General features: G+C 68.8%; 19 protein-coding genes. 9 read left to right on the forward strand and 10 right to left on the reverse strand.

Annotation, left to right across the window (positions count from 1 at the left end; all coding sequences use genetic code 11):
• Nucleotides 1–86 precede the first annotated feature (86 nt).
• From AC27L4_RS18490 to AC27L4_RS18515, 6 genes are all read right to left on the reverse strand, one after another.
• Entirely contained in the window at nucleotides 87–1,835 is a 1,749-nt protein-coding gene (locus AC27L4_RS18490; RefSeq protein WP_487143752.1) for a glycerol-3-phosphate dehydrogenase/oxidase, read from the reverse strand.
• Complete coding sequence (locus tag AC27L4_RS18495) at nucleotides 1,832–2,608, reverse strand: DeoR/GlpR family DNA-binding transcription regulator (protein ID WP_487143753.1); 777 nt, start codon at nucleotides 2,606–2,608, stop codon at nucleotides 1,832–1,834. Before AC27L4_RS18495 ends, AC27L4_RS18490 begins: the two co-directional genes overlap by 4 nt.
• Nucleotides 2,605–4,146, reverse strand: a complete 1,542-nt coding sequence (locus AC27L4_RS18500; protein ID WP_487143755.1) for an FGGY-family carbohydrate kinase — start codon at nucleotides 4,144–4,146, stop codon at nucleotides 2,605–2,607. Before AC27L4_RS18500 ends, AC27L4_RS18495 begins: the two co-directional genes overlap by 4 nt.
• Before the next feature lie 137 nt (nucleotides 4,147–4,283).
• Nucleotides 4,284–5,258, reverse strand: coding sequence for an ABC transporter permease (locus AC27L4_RS18505; RefSeq protein ID WP_487143756.1), 975 nt, complete (start codon nucleotides 5,256–5,258; stop codon nucleotides 4,284–4,286).
• Nucleotides 5,259–5,260: 2 nt separating this feature from the next.
• Complete coding sequence (locus AC27L4_RS18510) at nucleotides 5,261–6,814, reverse strand: sugar ABC transporter ATP-binding protein (protein ID WP_487143757.1); 1,554 nt, start codon at nucleotides 6,812–6,814, stop codon at nucleotides 5,261–5,263.
• Nucleotides 6,815–7,016: 202 nt separating this feature from the next.
• Nucleotides 7,017–8,162, reverse strand: a complete 1,146-nt coding sequence (locus AC27L4_RS18515; protein WP_487143758.1) for a sugar ABC transporter substrate-binding protein — start codon at nucleotides 8,160–8,162, stop codon at nucleotides 7,017–7,019.
• 321 nt (nucleotides 8,163–8,483) lie between these two features.
• On the opposite strand from AC27L4_RS18515, the gene tpiA reads away from it, so the two are divergent.
• Together tpiA and AC27L4_RS18525 are read left to right on the forward strand one after the other, a co-directional pair.
• Entirely contained in the window at nucleotides 8,484–9,278 is a 795-nt protein-coding gene (gene tpiA, locus AC27L4_RS18520) for a triose-phosphate isomerase (protein WP_487143760.1), read from the forward strand.
• Nucleotides 9,275–9,718, forward strand: coding sequence for an RpiB/LacA/LacB family sugar-phosphate isomerase (locus tag AC27L4_RS18525; RefSeq protein ID WP_487143762.1), 444 nt, complete (start codon nucleotides 9,275–9,277; stop codon nucleotides 9,716–9,718). The genes tpiA and AC27L4_RS18525 overlap by 4 nt, the downstream gene beginning before the upstream one ends.
• Before the next feature lie 82 nt (nucleotides 9,719–9,800).
• Here AC27L4_RS18525 and AC27L4_RS18530 read toward each other — a convergent pair whose 3' ends face one another.
• Nucleotides 9,801–11,060, reverse strand: a complete 1,260-nt coding sequence (locus AC27L4_RS18530; protein WP_487143763.1) for a L,D-transpeptidase family protein — start codon at nucleotides 11,058–11,060, stop codon at nucleotides 9,801–9,803.
• Nucleotides 11,061–11,310: 250 nt separating this feature from the next.
• Between AC27L4_RS18530 and AC27L4_RS18535 the strand changes: the two genes are divergently transcribed.
• The 7 genes from AC27L4_RS18535 to AC27L4_RS18565 all read left to right on the forward strand — a co-directional run bounded on the left by AC27L4_RS18535 (nucleotide 11,311) and on the right by AC27L4_RS18565 (nucleotide 21,676).
• Nucleotides 11,311–11,739, forward strand: coding sequence for a c-type cytochrome (locus tag AC27L4_RS18535; RefSeq protein WP_487143765.1), 429 nt, complete (start codon nucleotides 11,311–11,313; stop codon nucleotides 11,737–11,739).
• Between the two features lie 109 nt (nucleotides 11,740–11,848).
• Nucleotides 11,849–12,769 carry a c-type cytochrome gene (locus tag AC27L4_RS18540; protein ID WP_487143767.1) on the forward strand — a complete coding sequence of 307 codons (921 nt, stop codon included), beginning with the start codon at nucleotides 11,849–11,851 and terminating at the stop codon, nucleotides 12,767–12,769.
• A 105-nt stretch (nucleotides 12,770–12,874) separates the two neighbouring features.
• A complete protein-coding gene (locus AC27L4_RS18545) occupies nucleotides 12,875–14,491 on the forward strand; it encodes a caspase family protein (protein ID WP_487143769.1) in 1,617 nt (538 codons plus the stop codon).
• 5 nt (nucleotides 14,492–14,496) lie between these two features.
• Nucleotides 14,497–16,014 carry a caspase family protein gene (locus AC27L4_RS18550; protein WP_487143770.1) on the forward strand — a complete coding sequence of 506 codons (1,518 nt, stop codon included), beginning with the start codon at nucleotides 14,497–14,499 and terminating at the stop codon, nucleotides 16,012–16,014.
• Between the two features lie 28 nt (nucleotides 16,015–16,042).
• Nucleotides 16,043–18,733, forward strand: coding sequence for a DUF4384 domain-containing protein (locus AC27L4_RS18555; protein ID WP_487143771.1), 2,691 nt, complete (start codon nucleotides 16,043–16,045; stop codon nucleotides 18,731–18,733).
• Nucleotides 18,734–18,740: 7 nt separating this feature from the next.
• The gene (locus tag AC27L4_RS18560; protein WP_487143772.1) at nucleotides 18,741–19,640 is read left to right on the forward strand and encodes an OmpA family protein; all 900 of its coding nucleotides are present in this window, start codon (nucleotides 18,741–18,743) and stop codon (nucleotides 19,638–19,640) included.
• Between the two features lie 242 nt (nucleotides 19,641–19,882).
• Nucleotides 19,883–21,676: an IS1634 family transposase gene (locus tag AC27L4_RS18565; RefSeq protein ID WP_487141056.1), complete on the forward strand. Its 1,794-nt coding sequence runs from the start codon at nucleotides 19,883–19,885 to the stop codon at nucleotides 21,674–21,676.
• 57 nt (nucleotides 21,677–21,733) lie between these two features.
• Here AC27L4_RS18565 and AC27L4_RS18570 read toward each other — a convergent pair whose 3' ends face one another.
• The 3 genes from AC27L4_RS18570 to AC27L4_RS18580 form a co-directional block, all read right to left on the reverse strand.
• On the reverse strand, nucleotides 21,734–22,243 hold the full coding sequence (locus AC27L4_RS18570; protein ID WP_487143774.1) for a GNAT family N-acetyltransferase: 510 nt from the start codon (nucleotides 22,241–22,243) through the stop codon (nucleotides 21,734–21,736).
• Nucleotides 22,244–22,489 carry a type II toxin-antitoxin system TacA family antitoxin gene (locus AC27L4_RS18575; RefSeq protein WP_487143776.1) on the reverse strand — a complete coding sequence of 82 codons (246 nt, stop codon included), beginning with the start codon at nucleotides 22,487–22,489 and terminating at the stop codon, nucleotides 22,244–22,246. It abuts the gene before it with no gap.
• A 203-nt stretch (nucleotides 22,490–22,692) separates the two neighbouring features.
• Nucleotides 22,693–23,913 (reverse strand): DUF1444 domain-containing protein, encoded by a 1,221-nt coding sequence (locus AC27L4_RS18580; protein WP_487143777.1) that lies wholly within the window; start codon nucleotides 23,911–23,913, stop codon nucleotides 22,693–22,695.
• Nucleotides 23,914–23,931 lie beyond the last annotated feature (18 nt).

Genomic DNA, 23,931 nt, shown 5'->3' on the forward strand with positions numbered 1-23,931 from the left:
AGCCGTGAAGAACACGTCCCAAAGGGCATCCTCTCCCTGACGACTCAGAGGTGATGATGCACCGTCAGATCGCGGGACTGCACACTTCAGCGTGCGCCGCTCCCGTCCGTCTCCCCGACTTCGAGCCTCGCGCGATGGCGGGTCGCCAGGGTGCGGGCGAGCCCTGCGACCTCGGCGTTCCGGCGCTCCGGCGTCCAGGCCAGCGCCGCGCCGGCGATGAGGGCGAGTTCTTCCAGCAGCGGCGAGGTGACCTCGCCGCGGATCGCCAGGGTGGTGCGGCGCAGCACGATGTCGGCGAGGCCGACCACATGCTCGTGCCGGACGATGAAGTCGACCTCCAGGGTGCTGTAGGCCGGCGCGTGGCGCAGCGGCGCGTCGCCGCCATGCCGGGCGATGTGGCCGGCCACCGCCGCCGCCCGGGTGCCGTAGCGCTCGAACAGCGCCGCCATCCGCTCCCGCGGCAGTCCGCAGGCCCGCGCCGCCGCCTCGATCCAGCCGGCGCGGGCGGGGCCGGCGGGATAGTGGCGGCCGCCGCCGATCGCCATCTCGCGGGTGCCGGCGCGGCGCGTCCGGCCGAACCGGCCGAGGATGCTGTCCGCCACCTCCTCGGCGAAGCCGCGGAACGTCGTCCATTTGCCGCCGACCAGCGAGATCACCGGGAAGGGACGGCCTTCGGCCGGCTCCAGCACCGGGGCCGAATGGTCGCGGCTGATCAGGCCGGGATTGCTGGCGTCGGAGGCGGGCAGGGGACGGATGCCGCAATAGGCGTAGACGATCTGCTCGCGCCCCACCCGCACCCCCGGCAGCAGGCCGGCGACGCTGGCGATCAGATAGTCGATCTCCGCGTCGTCGCAGGCGACGCTGTCGGGGTCGCCGGCGCGGATGTCGGTCGAGCCGACGAGGGCGCGGCCGAGATAGGGATAGACGAGGCAGATGCGCCCGTCATCGGCCTCGAAATAGATCATCCGGCCGTCGAGCAGCCGCACCAGCTCGTCATTGTCGAGCAGCAGGTGCGAGCCCTTGGTGCCGCCGATCATCCGGGAGGGCATGCCGAGGGCCTGGTTGACCTGGTCGATCCAGGGGCCGGCGGCATTGACGACCAGCCTCGGCCTTACCGCGAAGGTCCGGCCGTCCGTCTCCGCGAATTCGAGCACGCCGTCCCGGGCCGAGCGCAGGCTGGTGTGGTTGACGGCGGCCGATTGCGGCTCGAGCGTCATGCCGTCCTCGATCAGCTCCAGCACCAGGCGTTCGGGGTGGGTGATCAGGGCATCGTAATAGGTGCCGGTGGCGACGATGGCCGGCGTCAGGCCGGGCGTCTCCTGCAGCGAGCGCGTCCGTCCGGTCATGTGATGCCGTGGCATGACGCGCTGGCGCCCACCATAGAAGTCGTAGAGCGCCAGCCCGGTCTTGATCAGGAGGGCGCCGCGGCTGCGCGGGGCGCTGGTCGAGCCGAACAGGGTGCGCAGCGCCGCCCACACGCCTTTGGTCCAGGAGAAGATCGGGATCAGCGTCGGCAGGGGGTGGACATAGTGCGGCGCGTTGCGCAGCAGCAGGTTGCGCTCCAGCGTCGACTGGGCGACCAGGCCGAACTCGCCGGTCTCCAGATATTTCAGGCCGCCATGGATCAGGCGCGACGGCGCGGCGCTGGTGCCCGAGCCGTAGTCGCCCTTGTCGACGATGAGGCAGCTGACGCCCTGGGCCGTCAGCTCGCGGAACAGGCCGGCGCCGTTGATGCCGGCGCCGAGGATGACCACGTCGACCGTGCCGCGCTCAGCCAGGGCGGCGAGCCGCCGGTGCTTGTCGACAGGCGGGGCGGCAGGCATTTCCAGGGTCATTCGGCGGGACTCGATGGGACGATGCGAAGATTGATGCCGGCCTGGGCGAGGCTGCGGGCCTGGTCCGCCGGCAGTCCGTCGGTGGTCAGCACGACGTCGAAGCGCGCGAGGTCGCCGAGCACGTGCAGGGCGATCTTGTCGAACTTCAGGTGATCGACGAGCAGGATGCGCTTGGTCGAGGCGGCCATCATCGCCTGCTTCACCCGCACCACCTGCTGGTCCTGGATGAAGGCGGTGGTGCCCTGCACGGCCGAGGCGGAGAGGAACAGCACGTTGGCCCGCAGCGTGGCGATGGCGTTCTCGCACACCAGCCCGATATAGGCGTTGTAGGTGCGGTTGTACTGGCCGCCGAGGCTGATCAGGTCGATCTCGTCGGCATGGGCCAGCGTCTCGGCGGTGGCGACGGAGTTGGTGATCACGGTCAGCGGCGCCACGCGCTTGAGCAGCGGCGCCACGGCCGAGGCCGTGGTGGAATCATCGAGCATCACCGCCTGGCCGGCTTCGACATAGTCGAGCGCCGCCTGGGCCAGCGCCTGCTTCTCGGCGGTGCCGATGGCGGTGCGGTAGCGGAAGGCGCTCTCGTAGAGGCCGGAGGGCTGTACCGTCACCGCCCCGTGCAGCTTGCGCAGGATGCCCTGCCGCGCCAGGGCGTCGACATGGCGGTGCACGGTCATGCGCGAGATCTGGAAATGCTCGACCAGGTCGTCGATCCGCGCATGGCCGACCCGCATGAGATAGTCGGCCAGTTCCTCGCGCCGTTCCGCCGCCTTCATGTGCGCCCCCTGTTCGCCCCGACGGCCGTCGCCGCCTGGTCGATGGCGCGCCAATGCGGCAGGAGGGCCTGCGCCAAGTCCGTATAGAGGGCGAAGCGTTCGTCAAGGACGGCGGCGCGGCCGGGCTCGGGTTCGTGCCGGCGCACCACGCGGCTGGTCCGGTCGGTGGCGGCTGCCAGGCTGGGATAGAGGCCGGCCGCCACGCCGGCGCAGAGGGCCGCGCCGAGCGCGCCGGCCTCGTCGGCCGAGGTCACCAGCACGGGCACGCCGAGGGCGTCGGCGAACATCTGCGACAAGGTGGCGTTGCGGGCGCCGCCGCCGGCGATGCGCGCCGCCCGGATCGGGAAGCGCTCGCGCAGCGCCTCCACATGGGTGCGGTGATTGAACACGATGCCTTCCAGAACCGCCTTGAGCACGTCGCCGCGGTCGTGCCAGCCGTGCAGGCCGAGGAAGCTGGCGCTGGCGTGGCTGCCATAGGGCGAGCCGAAGAGATAGGGATGGAAGACGATGTCGGACGGGTGGGCGAAGGCCCGCTCCAGCTCCGGCGCCAGCAGGGCGTGAACGGTGGTGCCGGAGGCTTCGGCCTCGGCCTGCTCCGCCTTGCAGAAGGTGTCGAGGAACCAGTCATAGTTGGCGGTCGAGGCCGGGGAGATCGCCATGTTGTTCCAGCGGCCGGGCTCGATGGCGTTGCGCGACATCCAGCGCCGGTCGATCGCCGGCGCCTCCGAGACGATCTCGTTGATGGAATAGGTGCCGACGACGATGCTGAGCGTGCCGGTCTCGTGGCCGCCGATGCCGAGGGCCGAGGCGGTGACGTCGTGCAGCCCGCAGGCGACCGGCGTGCCGGCGATGAGGCCGGTGAGCGCCGCGGCCTCGGCCGTGACGGCGCCGACGACGGCGGTGGAGCCGGCCACCGCCGGCAGCGCCGCCTCCAGGCTCGCCAGGCCATAGAGCGCCAGCGCCTCGGCCGAATAGGCCTGGCTGTACACGTCGGTGAAGGAGGTGCTCGCCTCGGTCCGGTCGGTGCCGATCGTGCCGGTCAGGCGGAATCGCAGCCAGTCCTTGCAGGCCAGCACGGCGCCGATGGCGCCGAAGCGCTCGGGGTCGTGCGCCTTCAGCCAGGCGAGCAGCGCCGAGGGGGCGGAGGCGTGCGGCTCCTGGCCGGTGACGCGCAGGGCCTGCGCCGCGACGCCGTCGGCGGCCCAGCGCTCGACCAGGGCGCCGGCGCGGCTGTCGAGCGAGAGGATGGCGGGACCGAGCGGCCGCCGGTCCCTGTCGAGGAGATAGAGCCCGTCGCCATGGGCGGTCGCCGCGACGGCGGCGATGTCCGAGGCGGGGCGGCCGCAGGCCCGTACCGCCTCGCGGATGGCCTCGGCGGTCGCGGTCCACACGCCCTCGGGGTCGCGCTCGACCCAGCGCGGATGCGGCATCGACTGCGGCACCCGCCGGCGGGCGACGGCGAGCGGCGTGCCGTCCTCGTCGAACACCACCGCCTTGGTGACGGTGAGGCCGTTGTCGATGCCGAGCAGGCAGGGCATGGCTTACTCCCGGGGGCCGGATATCTGGAGCCTCTTCCTAGAGCAAAGCGCGTTTCGATGGAAACGCGCTTTGCTCTAACGCCTTGTTTCGACGCGTCTTTGCGACTTGACGCGATTCCGTCAAATCGCAAAACGCTTTAGCGCGCGATCGCCCGCAGGGCGAAGCGATCCTGCAGGCTGGCGAGATAGATGGCGAGCAGCAGCACGAAGCCGAACACGATCTGGCGGATCGACGGCTCGATGCCGATCAGGTTCATGATGTTCTCGATGACGGCGATGACGATCACGGCCGCGAACACGCCCGAGAGCCGGCCGATGCCGCCGTTGAGGCTGGTGCCGCCCAGGATCGTGCCGGCGAACACCATCAGGATCTGGCCCTGGCCGAGATCGGCCACCACCGATTGCAGGCGTCCGACCTCCAGCAGTCCGCCGAGGGCGGCGGCGAAGCCGGCGATGGCGAAGCACAGGATCTTGGTGCGCTGCACCTTGACGCCGGCGAGGAAGGCGGCCTCCTCGTTGTTGCCGATGGCGTAGATCTCCTTGCCGACGCGGTGGCGCTCGATGAAGACATAGGCGCCGAGATAGAGCAGGGCCCAGACGAAGATGGCGACGGGCACGCCGAACCAGCGCTGCTCGCCGAGATAGGTGTAGGCGTCGGGCAGGTAGTAGACGCCCTCGGGAATGAGGAAGACCACGGCGCCGCGCATCACCAGGAGGGTCGCCAGCGTCACCAGGAAGGCGTTGACGCGCAGCTTCACCGCGAAGGTGCCCGCCGCCGCGCCGACGGCGAGGCCGATCAGCAGCGTCAGCAGCACGGCGACGACCGGCGTGACCAGGGACGGCAGCCATTGCTGCATGGCGACGATCGCCACGGCCGGCCCGAAGGCGAAGGTCGATTCGAGCGAGAGGTCGACCTCCTTGATCAGCAGCACCAGGAACAGGCCGAGCACCATGCAGCCGAGCGGCGAGGCCGCCCACAGGACGTTGAGGATGTTCTGCGGCGAGGCGAAGCCGGGCACGGCGAGGCCGATCAGCACCAGAACGGCCAGGAGCAGCCAGATCAGGTGCCGCTCGAACAGCATGGCGGTGAATCGGGTGAAGCTGGACGGCATCGTCATACCCCCTGGATGGCGCGGTAGAGCGAGCCGACGTCGAAGCCGGGTTCGCCGCGTTTCAGCACGGCGACGACCTTGCCCCGGAAGAAGACGAGGATGCGGTCGCACACGGCGACCAGTTCGTCCTCGCTCTCGGTGAGCATGATCACCGCGCTGGTCATGGAAAGCTCGGTCCGGATCGCCCTCAGGATCTCCGGCTTGGTGGCGAGGTCGACGCCGCGCGTCGGCTCGTTGAGGATGAACAGCCGCGGCTGCGACAGCGTCAGGCGGCCGATCAGCACCTTCTGCTTGTTGCCGCCGGACAGGCCGCTCATGCCGACATGCGGGCCGGCCGCCTTGACCTTGAACTCGGCGATCTTTTCGGCCGTGACCGCATCGGCCCGGCGCCGGTCGATCAGGCCGAGTGCGTTGGAGACCCTGCGATAGCTGGAGATCAGCGTGTTCTCGGCGATCGAGCGGCCCTGGATCACCGCCTGGTGCTCGCGATGCTTGGGCAGCAGGGCGAAGCCGCGCTTCATCGCCTCGCTCGGCGAACCGATGGCGACGGGCCGGCCGTCCTGAGCCATCGTGCCGCCGTCGGGGCGGGCGAGGCCGAACAGGGTCTCGACCACCTCGTCCTTGCCCGAGCCGTCGAGGCCGGCGAAGCCGACGACGTCGCCGGTGGCGAGCTCCAGGTCGAGGGGCTCGAAGGCCTTGCCGCGGGTCAGGCCGCGCAGCGACAGCACCGGCCTGGGCCCGCCGGGCGTCGTCGCCGGCCGCAGGCCCTCCAGGCTGGTGACCGGCACGTCGCCGACGATCCAGTCGGCCAGCTCGCGCCCGGAGGTCCGGGCCACGTCCAGCGTCGCCACCGCCCGGGAATCGCGCATGACGGTGACGCGGTCGCAGAACTCCATGATTTCCGAGACATGGTGCGAGATCAGGGTGAAGGAGCGTTCGGGGTGGCGCTCCACCAGCTGGCGCAGCAGGGTGAGCAGCATCTGCTTGCGCTGGCGCGAGAGCGAGGCGGTGATCTCGTCGAGCAGGATCACCCGGGATTCGTCGATGAACTGCGCCTTGCCGAAGGCGAGCAATTGCTGGCTCTCGATCGGCAGGCGGCCCATGGTGTCGGTCGGATCCAAGCCGATGCCGAGCTCGGCGATGACGGAGCGGGCCTTCTCCAGCATGGCGCGGCGGTCGATCAGGCCGGCGCCGAGCTCGATCGGGTGGCCCATGAACAGGTTGTCGACCACCGACAGCCGCGTGGCGAATTTCGGCTCCTGCGGCGCCAGGGAGACGCCGAGGGCATGCGCCCGCACCGGATCGTAGCTGGCGATGTCGACGCCGACGCCGTTGATCTCGATCGAGCCGCTGGTCGGGCGCGCCGCGCCGGCGATCAGGCTCATCAGCACCGACTTGCCGGCGCCATTGCGGCCGATGATGCCGTGGATCTCGCCGCGCCGCACGGCGAGGTCGACGTTCGACACGGCGGTGAGGCCGGGGAAGGTCTTGGTCAGGCCGGTGAGGCGATAGGACGCCGGCCCCGCGGCGGATCGGGCGGTGGACAGGTCGGGCATCGGAGCGGGAACCCTTTCGAGGCCGGCGGCGGCCGGGCCGGATGCTGCGCGCGGCCCGGGAGGGAGCCGCGCGCAGCAGGACGGCGGTCGTGGAGGCGACCGCCCCCGGCTTCGCCCGCGCGGCCGGGAGGAGGCCGGAGCGGCAGGGCGAAGCGTGTCTTCGGGGAAGCCCGAGGCGGGCCTGGGATGTGCGGACGGGGGCTCAGTCGGCGTTCTTGCTGAGCGCGCGGCCTTCCTCGGTCTGCAGCATCTGCACGGCCCAGTTGCGGGCGTCGTCCGGGCCGACGTCCTCGGGCACCGAATAGGTCTGGGTCTTGTACCAGGCGCCGGCGAACTGGGCGGAGGGAATGATCTCCACCGGGGCCCAGAGCTCCTTGCCCTCGATCGGCAGGGTGCCGGCCGCGGTCGGGGCCTCCGGCAGCTTGCCGCTCTTCATCATGTCGTAGAGCAGCCGCATCGACACGATGCCCTCACCCGTGGCCGGCTGCACCGAGACGTGGGTGAGGTCGCCGCGCTTGACCGCCTCCAGCTCCGGCACGGTGCCGTCGATGGTCGCGACCGGGATATGGGCCGGGTCGTCCGACTTCTTCAGCATGCCCTGGGCGGCGAAGGCCGGGATGGCGCCGCCGATGCCCATGGTGCCGTCGATGCTGGCCACGGCCAGGATCTTGTCCTTGCCATGGCGCGAGACCAGGTCGTCGACGGCCTTGCGCGCCTTGGAGCCGTCGCAGCCGGCCTCGCGCGTCTCGATCTTGAGATTGGGGTTCTCCTTGACCAGCGGGTCGAACACCGAGCGGTAGCCGGTGTGGCGGCCGATGTCGAAGGAGGCGGTGATGATGCAGCGCAGCTCGACGATGACGCCGTCCTTCTTGCGCCAGTCCTGGCCGCGATGCTTGTCGAGCCAGCCGATGATCGCCTCGCCGCCCCGGCGTCCGGCCGCCTCGTTGTCAAAGGCGACGAAGGTCTGCCTGGCCTTGGGCACGAAGGCGTTGCTGACGACGACGGGCGTGCCCTTGGCGTGCAGCTCGTCCACCAGCTTGATCATCGCCTCGCCGCGCCAGGGCACCAGCAGCACGCCGTCGACGCCGCGGGCGATCTGGGCGTCGAGCGCGTTGCGCTGCTGCGTCACGTCGTTGGCGCCGAACACGGTGAACTCGATCTTGACGCCGTCGGCCGCCTCGATGCGCTTGCGCTCGAGGTCCTGCCCGAGCTGGACGCCGTTGAAATAGATGTCGTTGGGATCCCAGCGGATCACCGCGACGCGATAGCTGTCCTTGGCTTCGGCCGCGGACGGGCCGGCCGTCAGGGCCAGAGCCGCCGTAGCCGCCAGAATGGCCGCCTTGGTCATCGTCTCCTCCATCGTGGTTCGGATTTTTGTTACAAACTTGAGAAGTGAGCATATTTATGTGTGATATTATCGTCAATGTATCAAATCGCGCTGCCGTCGATTTTTCGCGCCCGCATCAACTCAGCCCGTGCGGGAGCGCGGCCGCAGCAGCCGCCAACCCTCTGGATTTCAATCCGAATCTCCGGAATGGCTCCGATAGGAGTCCCGATCTCGCGGTGCTTGCGGGCGGGACGAGGCCGCCTGCGGCAAAGGCGCTGTTGCAAAATTTGAAAACTGATACAAAAGAACGAAACAATCTCATTCCAGAGTGACGGGTTTGCGATGAAGCGTCGCCTGATGGCCGGGACCGGCTGGAAGATGAACCACAGCGTGGCCGACACCGCCCGCTATGCGAAGGCGCTGGCGGCGGGGTTGACGCCGGCCGCCTCCGAGCGGCTCGACCTCTTCGTCCTGCCGCCCTTCACCGCCCTGCATGCGGCGCGCGAGGCGTTTGCCGGCCTGCCCGTCGGTCACGGCGGCCAGAACATGCACTGGGATGCGGAGGGCGCCTGGACTGGCGAGATCTCGGCGCCGATGCTGGTCGAGGCGGGCTGTCGCTATGTGGCGCTCGCCCATTCCGAGCGCCTGGCGCATTTCGGCGAGACCTACGACCTCGTCCGCCGCAAGCTCAACACCGCGCTCGCCCATGGCCTGACGCCGATCCTGTGCCTGGGCGAGACGGGCGAGGACAAGCGCGACGGCCGCAGCGACGCCGTGCTGGCCGGACAGGTCGAGACCGCGCTGGCGGACGTGCCGGCGGAGCGGGTGCCTGCCGTGGTGCTGGCCTATGAGCCGCGCTGGGCCATCGGTGCGGCCGAGGCGGCCTCCCCCGACTACGCGGCGGAGCGCCACGGGACGCTGCGCCGGCATCTTGCCCGGCGCTATGGCGAGGCGGCGGCCGGCGCCACCCGCATCATCTATGGCGGCTCGGTCACGCAGCGCAACGGGCCGGAACTGATCGCCCAGCCCGATGTCGACGGCCTGTTCGTCGGGCGTGCGGCCTGGACGGGCGAGGGGCTGGCCGAGATCGCCGGGATCGTCGCGGACGCGGCGCAACGCAAGGAGGAGCAGGCATGAAGATCGTTCTGGGTGCCGACAGCGCGGGCAAGCCGCTTCTGGACGTGATCGCGGCGCATCTGGCCGGCAAGCCGGGGCTGGAGGTGACGGATCTGAGCCAGTCCGGCTTCTACGCCGACATGGCGGGCCGCGCGGCGCAGGCGGTGGGGGAGGCCGGCGACACCCGCGGCATCCTGTTCTGCGGCACCGGCATCGGCGTGTGCATCGCCGCCAACAAGGTGCCTGGCATCCGCGCGGCGCTGACCCACGACACCTATTCGGCCGAGCGGGCGGCCAAGTCCAACAACGCCCAGATCATCACCATGGGCGCGCGGGTGATCGGTCCCGAGCTGGCCAAGGCCATCGTCGACACCTACCTGGCCTCCAGCTTCGACCCGAACGGACCCTCCGCCGCCAACGTCCAGGCCATCGACCGCCTGGAGCGGAACAGCCGCCCGTAGAGCAGCGTGGGGAACTCTTCTCCCTCCGGGAGAGGGGTTTTGCCCCCGCGACCGCCGGTCGCCGCCACCGCGTTCCTTTGCCCTATCGCGTGATCTCCTGGCGGGACTGCGCCACCTTGACCGGCTTGGAGGCCGGAGGCTCGGCCTTGGCCGTCGCCGGGGCGTCCTTGGGTTTCGCCGGGCCATAGACGCTGGACTGCGCCACGCCCTCCGGCGTGTCGAGGCCATAGATGTCCGTGCGGAACTGCACCCGGCCGTCGGGCGTGCCCCAGGCGGTGAAATAGACCCAGGCGACCGGCACGGGCCTGGGCAGCGGCACGGTCTTGGGCTCGCCCGAATCGATCTGCGCCTGGATCGCCGCATCGGTCCATTCCGTGCCCTGCATCAGCCAGGCGGCGAGGTCCTGGACGCCGGCGATGCGGGTGCAGCCGGAGGAGTTGAAGCGCACGTCGTTGCGGAACAGCTCGCGATGCGGCGTGTCGTGCATGTAGACGGCGTGGTTGTTGGGCATTTCCAGCTTGAGGAAGCCCAGCGAATTGTCGGGGCCCGGATCCTGCCGGATCATGAAGTTGATCGGCGTGGCGCCGCTCCAGTCGATGGCGGCGGGGTCGAGCTCGGCGCCCTTCCAGCTGAGGACGCGCATGTGCGAGGCGGCGAGGAAGCCTGGGTTCTGCCGCATCTTCGGCATGATGTCCTCGCGGATCAGCGTCTCCGGCACGGTCCAGTCGGGCAGCATCTTCACGGCCGTGATGCGCGTGGCGACCACGGGCGAGGGCCGGTCCTTGCGGCCGACGACGGCCGTGAAGCGGCGCACCACCGCGCCGTCCTCGACGGCTTCCGCCGCGGCTCCGGCGATGTTGACGACGACATAGCGCTTGCCGAACGGAAAGCGGTCATATTGCAGGCGCGCCAGCGTCGAGCTGAGCTGATTGATGCGCACATCCACCGGCACGGCGAGCGCCGCCAGGGTGAGGCGGCCGACGCTGCCGGTGAGGCTGAGGCCATGCCGGTCCTGGAAGCGGATCAGCGCCAGGCGCGTCGCCTCGTCGAACGCGTCGCCGGTCGACTCCGCTTCGTCGAGGTCGCCGGTGACGGCAAGGCGTTCCTTGAGCTTGGCGACGGCCGGCCCCTTCGAGCCGAGCTTGAGGCCGGCGGTGTCCGGAGGCAGGGCCGGCCAGCCGCCCTCGTCGGCGATCTGCCGGTATCGGGCGAGGGCGCGCCCGGTCTGCCCGGCCGTATCGGGCGTGAAGGCGGGATAGGTGTCCTCGGCGCGGGCCGCCGGGACCAGGGCCGCGGCGATGCCGAGGGCGAGGAAGAGACGCGGGAACAACGCGGTACGCATGGTTACGCCTGGAACACGGGAACTCATCGTCGTTAACCTACGATGCGATGATGAACCATGGCTTAACCATGCGTGCCGTGGTTCATCGGCCCGCAAGCAAGGCGCTGCGCCGGCCGTCCGATCCCGAAAGCGTGATTTGCGCCCGGCACCCTGTCGCATTCCTGTCTGGAATACTTGCAAGGAAGGCTCTTGCGAGTTGATGCAAAACACGCTGCAATCCTGCCCCGACGTCATTCACGGAGATGCCCACATGAAACGTTTCGCCGCCGCCGCCCTGTTTGTCGCGTTCGGCGCCACGATCGCCTTCGCCGGGCCGATCGAGGACCGCCAGGCCTTGATGAAGGGCGTCGCAGCCGCGACCAAGACGGGGACAGCCATCGCCAAGGGCGAGACGCCGTTCGATGCCGCCAAGGTCAAGGAGATCCTGGCCGTCTACCAGAATGCCGCCGCCAAGGCGCCGACCCTGTTCCCCGATGATTCGAAGTCCGGCGGCGACACCACCGCCGCGCCGAAGATCTGGGAGGACATGGCGGGCTTCAAGGCCGAGTTCGTCAAGTTCGGCGCCGACGCCAAGGCGGCCGAATCGGCCACCGACACCGCCAGCTTCGCCGCAGCCTTCAAGACCATCACCGGTCATTGCGGCGCCTGCCACGGCACGTTCCGCATCAAGAAGGGTTGACCCCGCCTTGCGGCACCTTCGGCGCGCCGGATCACGTCCCCGGCGCGCTTGTCGTTTGGAAGGCGGCCCGTCCGTATCGGCCCACGCCCTCGCACGTCATGGTTGAAGCATGAAGAAAATCCTTGCGGTTCTTGCCGTGCTCGGTGTGATCGGCCTCGGCGTCTTCTACGTGGTGACCATGCCCTCGACCATGCCCGCCTCGGCCCTGGCGAGCGGCTATACGCCCAATCTCGCCAATGGCGAGACCATATTCACCATCGGCGGCTGTGCCGCCTGCCACCAGACGCCGGGCCAGAAGGACCGCGCCCAGCTCGCCGGCGGCCTGGCCCTGGCCTCGCCCTTCGGCACCTTCTACGCGCCCAACATCTCCTCCGATCCGCAGAACGGCATCGGCGCCTGGAGCGAGATCGACTTCGTCAACGCGGTGCAGCGCGGCGTCGGGCGGGTGGGCGAGCACCTCTATCCCTCGCTGCCCTACACGTCCTATCAGCGCATGAAGCTGGAGGACGTGCGCGACCTCCATGCCTATCTGAAGACGCTGCCGGCGGTGGCGACGCCGTCCAAGCCGCACGATATTCCCTTCCCCTTCGACATCCGTCGCCTGCTCGGCGGCTGGAAGCTTCTCTTCGTCGACCAGAAGCCCTTCATGCCCGACACCACCAAGGACGCGGCCTGGAATCGCGGCGCCTATCTCGTCGAGGGGCCGGGGCACTGTGCCGAATGTCACAGCCCGCGGAACGCGCTCGGGGGTATCGTCGCCGGCGAGCGCTTTGCCGGCGGGCCCGATCCCGAAGGCAAGGGCTGGGTGCCCAACATCACCCCGCATGCCGACGGCCTGGCGACCTGGACGGCGGCCGACATCGCCGAGTTCCTGAAGACCGGCATGACGCCGGAGTTCGATTCGGCCGGCGGCAGCATGCGGGAGGTGATCGAGAACACCAGCCGGCTCACGGACGACGACCGGCAGGCGATGGCGACCTATATCGCCGCGCTGCCGCCGCGGCCGGGCAAGGCGCCGAAGGCGAAATAGCGCCGGCGGACGGCGGCACGGCGGACGGCGCGCGAGTCTCGCGGCCCGGTTCTCGCTCGTCGGGGCGGTGACAGTCGAAGGATCGCATCCAACGGAGCTTCGAACGTGACGCGGACGAACGGATCGCCGATGCGGGCAGCCCGCAAGCTCCCGCAATGCCGGCCCCGCGGGGCCGGACGGCTTCTCGCCGGCGCCGCCGCGCTGGCGTTGGCTCTTCCGAGCGAGGCCCTTGCCGCCCGCTACGCCCTGGTGATCGGCATCGACGCCTATGACGCGCCGATCCCGGCGCTGCACGGCGCCGTCAACGACGCCAAGGACATTGCCGGTGCCCTCGACAAGATCGGTACGGCCCGTACCGTGCTGATCACCGACAAGCAAGCGACCAAGGCCAATGTTTTCGCTGCCTGGGACGGCCTGCTCGCCGAGGCCAAGGCCGGCGACACGCTGATCGTCACCTATGCCGGCCATGGCACCCAGGAGCCGGCCAAGCCCAACGATCCGGACGAGCCGGACGGCCTGGACGAGAATTTTCCGCTGGCCAACTACACGCTCGACGGCCCCGGTCTGGCCGAGCGGATCGTCGACAACGACGTCGCCGAATGGCTGCAGCAGGCTGCGGCCAAGAAGGTGCACGTCATCTTCGTCGCCGACGCCTGCCATTCCGGCACCATGTACCGCTCGGTGTCCCTGGGCGTGAGCTACCGTGCCGCACCGAAGCTGAAGATCGACCGGACCGAGCTGCTGAAGTTCGCGCCGCCCGCGCCGGACGTCTCGGAGAGAATCGGCCCGAACGACGACGTCACCTTCCTCGCCGGCGTCTCCGACGAGCGCCTCGTGCCGGAAGTGCAGATCGACGGCCAGTCGCGCGGGGCGCTGTCCTATGCCTTCGCCCGGGCGCTCGAGGGGGCCGCGGACGCCGACGGCGACGGCGTCACCACCGAAAAGGAGCTGGTCGCCTTCGTCCGCGCCACGGTGCAGCAGAAGAGCGACAGCCAGCAGGTGTCGCAATCCTTCCCGCCGGTGAGCCGGGACCTCGCCGTGCTCGGTGCGGCGGCAGGCGGGGCGCCGGCCTCGCCGGTGATCGTGCCGCCGGGAGACATGCCGCTGCTGCTCGCCTATCGCGGCGGCCAGGGGCCGGCCGCGGTGCAGGGCGCGGCGGTCGTCGCCGACGAGGGCGCGGCCGACCTCGTCTACGACGTCGCTGCCCGCACCGTGGAAAAGCGTGTCGCCGGCGTCGTCGCCGAGAATGTCGACCCTTCGGGCCTGCCCGGCATCGTCGCCAAATGGCGGGCCATCGCCGTCCTCAAGGCCTCCGCCCGCGGCGTCGTGTCCTTCGACGTCACCAGCGGTCCGCGCACCTATCGGCGCGGCGAGAAGCTGACCGTCGCCCTCGGCCAGTCGCCGCATCCGTTCATGACCCTGTTCAACCTGCCGCCGAACGGCAAGGTCGAGTTCCTCTATCCCATGTCTCCGGCCGAGCGCGGCGAGGACTGGCGCCGCAAGGCCTTCTCGCTGCCCCTGCAGGTCAAGGACCCGCCCTTCGGCTCCGAGCACCTGATCGCCGTCATGTCGGACCAGCCGCTCGACGAGCTGCACGCGGCGCTCAAGGGGCTGACCGACCCGCAGGCGGCCGCCGACCTGCCGGACGTGCTGAGGAACGCGCTGTCCGGCCAGGCCGTATCCGTCGGCATCGCCGACGTCTTCACCAGCGGCGGAGGATGAGGCCGATGACCATCCGCGCGGCGGCGGCCGTTGCCGTCCTCCTTGGGCTGTCCACGCCTGCCTGGGCCGATCGCGCCCTGATCGTCGCCATCGACACCTATCGCGATCCACAGCTGACCTTCCAGCTTCCCGGAGCTTCGGCCGCCGACGCCGAGCGCATGCGCAAGCTGCTTGCCGGTCCGCTCGGCTACAAGGACGCGGAGATCAAGGTCCTGCGCGACGGGGCGGCGACCAGGGCCGCGGTGCTGGACGGCCTCAAGTCCTGGCTCGGGCAGACCCGGCCGGGCGAGCGGGCCTTCTTCTACTATGCCGGGCAGGGCTATTTCGACCGCAAGGGCGGCGGGACGCTACGCACCGTCCTGCCCTTCGACGCCGCCCCGAAGGGGGGCTCGCCCCCGAGCTTCGCCGGCATGCTCGGCGAGGACGAGATGAGGGCCGCCTTCGCCGCCCTCGCCGGCCGCCAGGTGACGGCGGTGATCGATTCCTCCCATTCCGGCACGGTCACCCGCGCCATCGCCGTCGAGGCCCAGGCTCCCGGCGGCAACCCGGCAGCCCGCACGCCGCAACTCAAGGGCACGACCCGTTCCATCGTGGTCGAAGCGGCCGTTGCCGAGGAGAAGCAGGCCGCCGCCGATCCGGCCCCGCCGCCGGCCGGCGTCGATCTCGTCGTCTGGACCGCGGTCTCGCCGAGCCAGGTCGCCCTGATCGACGAGGATGGTGCCCCGACCTATCGCGGCCTGTTCACCACCGCCTTCGCCGATGGCATCGAGCAGGGGCTGGCCGACAAGAACAGGAACGGCGTGATCTCCAACCAGGAGCTTCTCGACTATGTTCGCGGCCGTTCGGCCGACTATTGCGGCCGGCACGCCGGCCGCTGCGAGATGGGCGTCACGCCGGAGCTCGAAGGGGAGGGGGCGGCCGTCAAGGTCGCCGCCCGCAATCCCCTGCTGGCCGCGGCCGGCGCCGAGACGGTCGAGGCGGGTGACCGGATCAACACCGGCAAGGTCACGCCGGAGAAGGTGATGGACCTGCTCGGCGCCGGCCCGGCCGACGATGTCCGGCTGGAGCAGATCCCGGCCTCCCCGGTCAAGCTCGGCACACCGGACATCCGCTTCCGCGTCACCTCCGGCCATGACGGTTTTCTCATCCTCCTCTCGGTGTCCGACGAGGGCGAGGTCGTGCAGCTCTTCCCCAACGCCATCTCCGACAGGCACGCCAAGGATGGCCGCATTCTCGCCGGCCGGCCGGTCACGGTGCCCGATCCATCCTACGGGGTGCGCTTCGACGCGACCTCTGTGACCAAAGGCACTGTCCTGGCCCTGGTTGCGGCCGATCCTCTGAAACTGTCGCGGAAGTTCGTCACGCGCCAGATCCAGGTGATCCCGCAGGACGAGGTGAACGCGAGTGTTCTGCCCGAGCTTGCCCAGAGCCTCGCCACCCCGGCGGGCGCCGAGGCGGTCCAGGAGAACACCAAGCCGGTGGGACGCTCGCTCGCGACGCTTCCCTATGAGATCATTCCCTGAGGCGAAGCCCGTTCGCCAGGAGACCGCCATGAAGTATCGCAACCAATTCCGCATCGCGGGCCTGCTGGTCGCGGCGTCGCTCTCCGCGAGCGCGTCCGTCCTTGCGCTTCCCGCGCTCGCCGCGGAGTCCAAGCCGCCGGCCACCCTCGTGCCGGTCGCCCCGGCTCCCGATACGCCCGCCAAGGCCGGCGCCCCTGCGCCCGCCGCAGCCGAACCGGCTGTGGAAGCGCCGCCGCCCGCCGCCGCGGCCGAGCCGGACGAGCCCGCTCCGCCACCGGCCGCTGCCGCCCCGCCGCCCGCTGCCCCACCGCCTCCGGCTGCGGAAGCCGAACCGGTCCCGGCTCCGCCGCCGGCCGCCCCCGCCCCCGCCGCTGCCGCCCCCGAGCCCGCGCCACCACCCGAGCCGGAACCCGCCGCAGCCGAGCCTGCCCCGCCGCCGGCTCCCGCCCCGGCGCCGGCCGCAGCCGGTGGCCCGGCGATTCCGCCGGACATCACGATCCCGACCGACCCCGTCACCAAGGCGGCGTTCGACGTGCTGGAAAAGCACTGCTCGCGTTGCCATGAGGCGGGCATGCTGACCACGCGCGAGAAGCCGGCCAAGAATTTCGGCGACATCCTCAAGCTCGACCAGCTCGCCGCCAACCCGCACCTGATCCAGGCCGGCAATCCGGAAGGCTCCAAGCTGTTCCAGCAGATCATCAACAAGGAGATGCCCTACGACGTCTACTACGAGTTCGACACGTCGAAACCCGAGGTGACGGCCGCCGACATCGAGGCGCTGCGCGCCTGGATCAAGTCGACCGGCGACCAGGAAGCGGCGGCCTGCGCCACCCGCAAGTTCGTGTCGGAGGACGACGTCGTCAACGCCATAGCCGCCGACCTGCAGAGCCAGCCCGACCATCGCGTCAAGGGGCGGCGCTACCTGACGCTCGCCAACATCTACAATTCCTGCGACTCCGACGAGGCGATGAACGTCTATCGCCAGGGGGTGGTCAAGCTGCTCAACGGCTTCTCCCGCCGCTCCGACGTGGTCAGGCTGGAGACCGTCGACCCGGCCAAGACCGTCGTCGCCTTCAACCTGGAGGATCTCGGCTGGACCGAGGCCGACTGGAACACGGTGCTGGCCAACTATCCCTATGCGACGAAGCCGGACGCCAAGATGTTCGACTTCACCGCCCAGCAGACCAATGCGGTGCTGCCTTACGTGCGGGCCGACTGGTTCACCTTCACCGCCTCGCAGCCGCCGCTCTACGACAAGCTCCTGGAGCTGCCCGAGACCTTCCCGGGCCTGACCGCCAAGCTCGGCGTCGACCTGGACGCCAACATCAGGAACTTCGTGGCGCAGCGCTCCGGCTTCCAGAAGTCCGGCGTGTCGCAGAACAACCGCCTGATCGAGCGTCATCCGATCTCGACCGGCTATTTCTGGACCTCGTACGACTTCTCCGGCTCGAGGGGCAAGCAGAGCCTGTTCCTGCACCCGCTCGGTCCCGAGCAGGACGGCATCGCCAACGGCTTCCACCATGACGGCGGCGAGAGCATCTTCTCCCTGCCCAACGGTTTCCAGGCCTATTACCTCAACAAGTCCGACGGCACCCGGCTCGACAAGGGGCCGACCCAGATCGTTCGTGACCCGACGCGCCGCGATCTGTCCGTCACCAACGGCATCTCCTGCATGGGCTGCCACGACCAGGGCATGCGCAAGGCCAAGGACGAGGTGCGCCGCTCCGTGGTGGCCAACAAGTCCTTCTCCAAGGACGTGCGCGATACGGTCGAGGGGCTCTATCCCGAGACCGACAAGATGGACGCCCTGATCGAGGACGATTTCCAGCGCTTCAATTCGGCCGTGAAGCGGGCCGGCCTCGACCCGACGCTGAAGCTGAACGGCGTGGAGATGACCAACGCCCTGTTCAAGCGCTACGAGGACGACCTGTCGCTGCGCCGCGCCGCCGCCGAGTACGGCTACGCGCCGGACGCCTTCAAGGAAGCCTTCATCCAGGGCGGCGCCGAGGCCATCGACCTGATGCGCCGGCTCGAGCAGGGCATCGTGCCGCGCGACCAGTTCGAGACCCTGTTCATCAAGTTCGTCGAGACGGCGACCGACGACAGCGTCGTGGACGTGTCGAACCTGGCCGGCGGCGCGCAGGTCGCTCCCGTGATCACGCCCCCGTCGCCGGGCGGCACCTTCGAGCTGCGCCTGACCGCGGACAACACGGTCTACAACCAGAACCAGGCGGCGGTGTTCACGGCGGTCGCCAGCCGCGACTGCAGCCTCTTCGTGGTCAACGTCTCCAAGGACGGGGTCGGCACCATCATCTTCCCCAACAAGTTCCAGGCGGACAATGCCGTGAAGGCGGGCCAGGCGGTGGTGCTCGGCGGGCCGGGATCGCCCTTCAAGTTCAAGCTGCCGGATATCGGCAAGGAGCGGGTGGTGGCGGTCTGCCGCGTCAACGGCTCGACCCGCGAGGCCTTCGGCTACCAGATCGACCCGGCCAAGCAGACCTTTGCCCAGATCCCGAACTTCGAGAAGCAGGTCACGCGTTCCATCGTCGTCGAAGCCAACGACATCCGCAAGGAGGCCGCCGGGCTCGATGCCGACGCCAGGAAGGACGCCCAGAACGCCAAGCTGGCGGCGGTGACCAGCGACAAGGCGGGCAGCGCGGCTCCGGCCAGCTCCAGGGAGACGGTCGCCTCCACCGCCATCGTCATCCAGGTGCAGTGAGGGCGTGATGCGCATCTGGCACCTCCTCCTGGCCGCCGCGGGGGTTCACCTCGCGGCGGCTGTTCCCGCGATCGCCGACTGCCGCAGCCTCGATCAGGCGGTGAAGGCGGCGATTGCCGCGGGCGATACGGCCAGGCTCCCGGCGCTCGCCGATCGCATCTCCACCGAAGCGACCTGCGACGGCGGCTATGTGCAGGATGCGCGTCGTTCGATCGCGCTTACCATGCTCGAGGCCGGCCAGAAGCCGGACGGCAGCTTCGCCCCCGGCGCCGTTGCCGATGCCGCCGCCATCGCCCGCCCCTGGCAGGTGTCGATGGCGCTTGGCGACCTGAAATATGACGGCAAGGACTACAAGGCCGCGGCCGAAGCCTATGAGGCGGCGATCAACGAGATCCGCAATGTCCGGCTGGTGCCCGCGGCGCCGCCGCGGGAGGTGGAGGAATATCTGGCCAAGCGCGCCTACCAGGCCAAGTCGCTGGCCCCGACCTACATCGCCTCGCGCGGCTTCCGCGGCGAGGCGGCCGGTGTGATGGTGCCGACCTTCCGCAACTTCACCGCGGTGGCCGTGCCGGTACCGATCCGCTTTGCCACCGACGAAGCCGATCTGACCGAGGACGGCGAGAAGGCGGTCGACGACCTCTACAACTATCTCAAGGGCCAGAAGCCCAAGGCCGTCGTGCTGATCGGCCACACCGACGAACGCGGCACGGATGCCTACAACAACCGCCTGTCGCTCGCCCGGGCCGAGACCGTCGCCGCGATGCTGCGCCGGAAGGGCATCGACTGCGCCATCGAGACCGAGGGCCTGGGCAAGAGCGAACCCTTCGCCGCCGACGACCGCACCCGCTACAGCCAGGACGACCTCTACGCTTTCGACCGGCGGGTCGAGTTCAAGGTGACGCCCTGAAGGCGTTCTGGCCAGGAACGGAGTCGCGGCCTTGTGCGCGGCGGTGCGATCTCGATACGCGAAATATCCGGGTTAGCCCGTCTTCGCGGATTCGCGCGCGGAAACGTCGATTTCGAGGTTTTTTGAGCGCGTAAGTATTTGATCTGATTGAGGCGAGGTTCGCATGTTCTACCGGAATCGGCTGTAGTGAAGACCTAGGCTATTTCCAAGATACGGTTTGGCGTGCATAGATTCATGTCGCCATGTTTCTGCGACGAACCGAGCGAAGGAAGGACGGCAAGACGCACACCTACTGGAACATCGTCGAGAACAAGCGTCTCGACGATGGCCGGGTGGTGCAGCGGCAGGTTTTGTATTTGGGTGAAATCAACTCTTCTCAGGCCGCCGCCTGGCGCAAAGCCATCGAGGTGCTCGATACCGACACCGGCGATCGACAGACGCTGGCTCTGTTTCCGGAGGATCGCTGCCAAGCCGTCGCGGCCGATGCCTCAGTGGTGCAGCTTCGCTTGTCGGAGCTCCGGCTGTGCCGGCCGCGCCAATGGGGTGCCTGTTGGCTGGCCGGGCTCCTATGGCGCGACCTGCACCTCGATCGGTTCTGGGCCGACCGCCTGCCGCCGAGCCGCAAGGGGACACGCTGGGACCAGGTGCTTCAGGTTCTGGTGACCTATCGCCTGATCGCACCGGGCAGCGAATGGCGCCTGCATCGCGAATGGTTCGAGCGTAGCGCTATGGCCGATCTCTTGGGGGCGGACTTCGGGTTGGCCGAGGCGCACAAACTGTATGCCTGCCACGACCTGCTCCTGGCGCACAGGCAGACCCTGTTCGCTCATCTGGCGGAGCGCTGGCGCGATCTGTTCAACGCCCGCTTCGACGTGCTGCTCTACGATCTGACCAGCACCTATTTTGAGGTCAACGCCTCGGATCTGCCCGAGGGCGACAAGCGCCGTCACGGCTATAGCCGCGACAAGCGGCCGGACTGTCCGCAAGTGGTGATCGCCCTGGTCGTCACCCCGGAGGGCTTGCCTTTGGCCTACGAGGTGCTGGCCGGCAACACCGCCGACAGCAAGACGCTGGGGATGTTCCTCGGCAAGATCGAGCAGCAATACGGCAAGGCGCGGCGCGTCTGGGTGATGGATCGCGGCATTCCCACCGAGGCGGCCCTGGCACAGATGCGGGCCAGTGACCCGCCGGTCCAGTATCTGGTGGGAACGCCCAAGGGACGGCTGAACCGCCTGGAAAAGCACCTGCTGGACAAGCCCTGGCAGGAGGCGCGGCAGGGCGTTCAGGTGAAGCTGCTGGCCGAGGATGGCGAACTCTATGTCTTCGCCCAGAGCCTCGACCGCGTCTCCAAGGAACGGGCCATGCGGCGGCGGCAGTTGAAATGGCTGTGGAAGCGGCTCCGGCAGATCGCCGCCATGGCGGTCTCCCGCGAGGAGCTCCTGATGAAGCTGGGCGCCGCGCGCTCCAAGGCGCCGACCGCCTGGCGCCTGGTCGATGTCGACATCGACAAGAACGGCGGGCTGACCTTCCGCCTCGACCGCAAGAGGCTGCGAACCATCAGACGGCGTGAAGGGCGCTATCTGCTGCGAACCAATCTCACCGACAACGATCCCGCGCTGCTATGGCAATATTACATTCAGCTCGTCGCCGTCGAAGAGGTCTTCAAGACCCTGAAAGGCGACCTGGCGATCCGCCCGGTCTTCCACAAGGATGAGAGGCGGATAGAAGCCCACATCTTCATCGCCTTCCTGGCCTATTGCCTGCAGATCACCCTGACCCGCCGCCTCCACGCCCTGGCCCCGGGACTGACCGCTCGAAGTGCTCTGGAAAAGTTCGTTGCCATCCAGATGATCGACGTCCACTTGCCCACCACCGATGGTCGCGAGATCCAGCTGACCCGCTACACCCAGCCCGAGCCCGAGCTCAGCCTCCTCATCAGCCGCCTCAAGCTCCAATTGCCGCCACAGCCCCCGCCCAGAATCACCTCCTCCGTCCTCGCCCAAGCCGGTCGACGTAGTGAAGACCTTTTAGCCTAACCCATTGATCGCCAACCGCGGGGATGCCTCAATCTGCCCCCAATCCGCGAAGACGGGTTAGAGCGCCTGGTCCGCCAACCAGAAGCGCACATCCTGAATGGAGCGCATGAGGACCGACGGGTTGTCCCGCGCGGCGACGAAGCCCCAGCTTTGCCAGTAGCGTTCGGCCTCGGCGTCGATCGCCCGGACAACGACCGCGCGGCCACCGACGATGTCGGCCCCGGCTATGCAGCGTCGCAGGGCATCCTTGACCAATCCGCTGCCGATGCCTTGCCCGACATGGCGTTGGTCGACGGCGAGCTGCCCGATCAGAAGGCAAGGGATCGGATCCGGCGGTCGCCCGGTTCGGATCGCACGTGGTGCGCTGTTCGGTTGGATCACGCTTGGCGCGAGCCCGTAGTAACCCGCCACGGCTCCGTCATCGTGAACGACCAGAATCCTCGTGAAGCCGCGCGCCTGGTTGATCCGGGCGAAGCCGGTCAGCCACGCATTGAGGGCCGGCTTGCCGCAGTCGAACGTGTCGAGCCGATGCGTATCGTCCAGGAGTTCGATGCCTGAAAGCGCCACCTAGCGCTCCCACGGCGCTGGCCGGCGCAGCCGTTCGGCCGCTTTCGGCGGCGGAGCTGCGACGGGAGCCGTGATCGCCTGCATGAAGGCGTCATAGGCGTCCGGCGAGAGACGGATGACGGCCTCTTCGAGGATGGCCGCCTGCGCCTCATGCAGCGACGCGCGGCGCATGAACTCGGTGCGAGACAGACCGAGCAGTTCCGCGCCACGGTCGATGATGGCCAGATCATCGTTGCGAAACCGCATCGAGACGGGTGTTTCCTTCTTCGGGATTGTGATGGCCATGGCGCATTCCTGTGCTGCAGATATATATACATCTATGTAATGCGGATTGCAATGAATCGGTTTGGGGGGCGTCGTTGCAGTGAAAAGCAAGATGATGCGCGAACCGCAGGCCCGCACCCGCTACAGCCAGGACGACCTCTACGCTTTCGACCGGCGGGTCGAGTTCAAGGTGGTGCCGTAGGCGGAAGCCAGAACGGTTCCTCCGTCTCCAGCAGGCGCACCAGATCGTCCCTTGTCGGGTTCAAATCGACGACATGACGGGGCGGATAGGCATCGGGCTCCATCGGAAACCCTCCGCACAACGCCTCGATCTGCGCCCAGTGACGCACATAGACGCCGTGCCCGGCGAGGACCTGGATGCCGATCGCATCGGCGGCCGGCAGCAGCGTTGCCTTGCCCACGGGCCAGATCGCGGCGGTGTAGGGGCGCCCCTCGTGCTCGAACACATGCAACCGGGCGACGTCGACGTCGCGTCCGATCGACTTGAAATGCGCCTCGAGGATGCCCTTCTGCAACTCGGTGTCCCAGACCTCCTGCAACACCCGCAGGCGGTGGATCGCCGGCAGGTCCGTATCCGCCGGCTGGAACAGATCCCACCGTCCGTCGCGCAGCACAAGGAGGCGGCAGGAGATCGGTCGATTTTCGCCGCGAAACGCCTCCTCGACGACCGTCGCCATGGCGTTCAGCACCGGAATGTCCTGCGACCCGGCCACCGCGATCATCGACCGCGAGATCACCGCAGCCACGGGATCGCCGCGCAGCGGCAGCTGCTCGAACAGATGGGGCAGCAGGATGCGGGCCGCGTCGTACGAGTCGTCATAGCTCGAGACGTAGAAACCTTCGCCGATCCGTTCGAAGCGGCATGGGCTGCGGGCTCGCAAATTCTCCATGGCGACGGCGAGCGCTTCTTCGAAGGAGACCTTCCAGCCCTTGAGGCGGTCGGCCGTCACGAAGCTGATGCTGTCGGGGCGGTCGACCGCGACGCCGACGGCCAATGTCGGCGCGAAGACACGGAAGGGCAGGTCGCCGGTCACGCTCCCCGCTTCCACCGTGAGCCGGTGGTGCTGTGCGTGCACCCGGTTGCGCATGACCGGCAGCAGCAGCGGTGCCGCCGTCTCGAAGGGGATGGTGTCGGAGTCGCCATCATGGAACGACAGGACGAACCGGTCGATCACGCCCGCGCGCTCGGCCGGCTCGGCCTCCTGCCATTCGGCGAAGGCATTGGCGAGATACAGCGTGCCGGACGGGCCGCTGAACCCGAGCGCAAACCGGTCCTCGTCGTAGCGGATGTCGCCGGCCCAGCCCTTGCGGCGGAACCGGGCGATGACGCGCGATGCGAACTGCTCCTTGAGCTTGCGCCGCGCGGATTCGTTTTCGTCGATCATGGCCGCCTCCAGCAGGCA

The organism is Labrys sp. Lb11, from assembly GCF_057554225.1.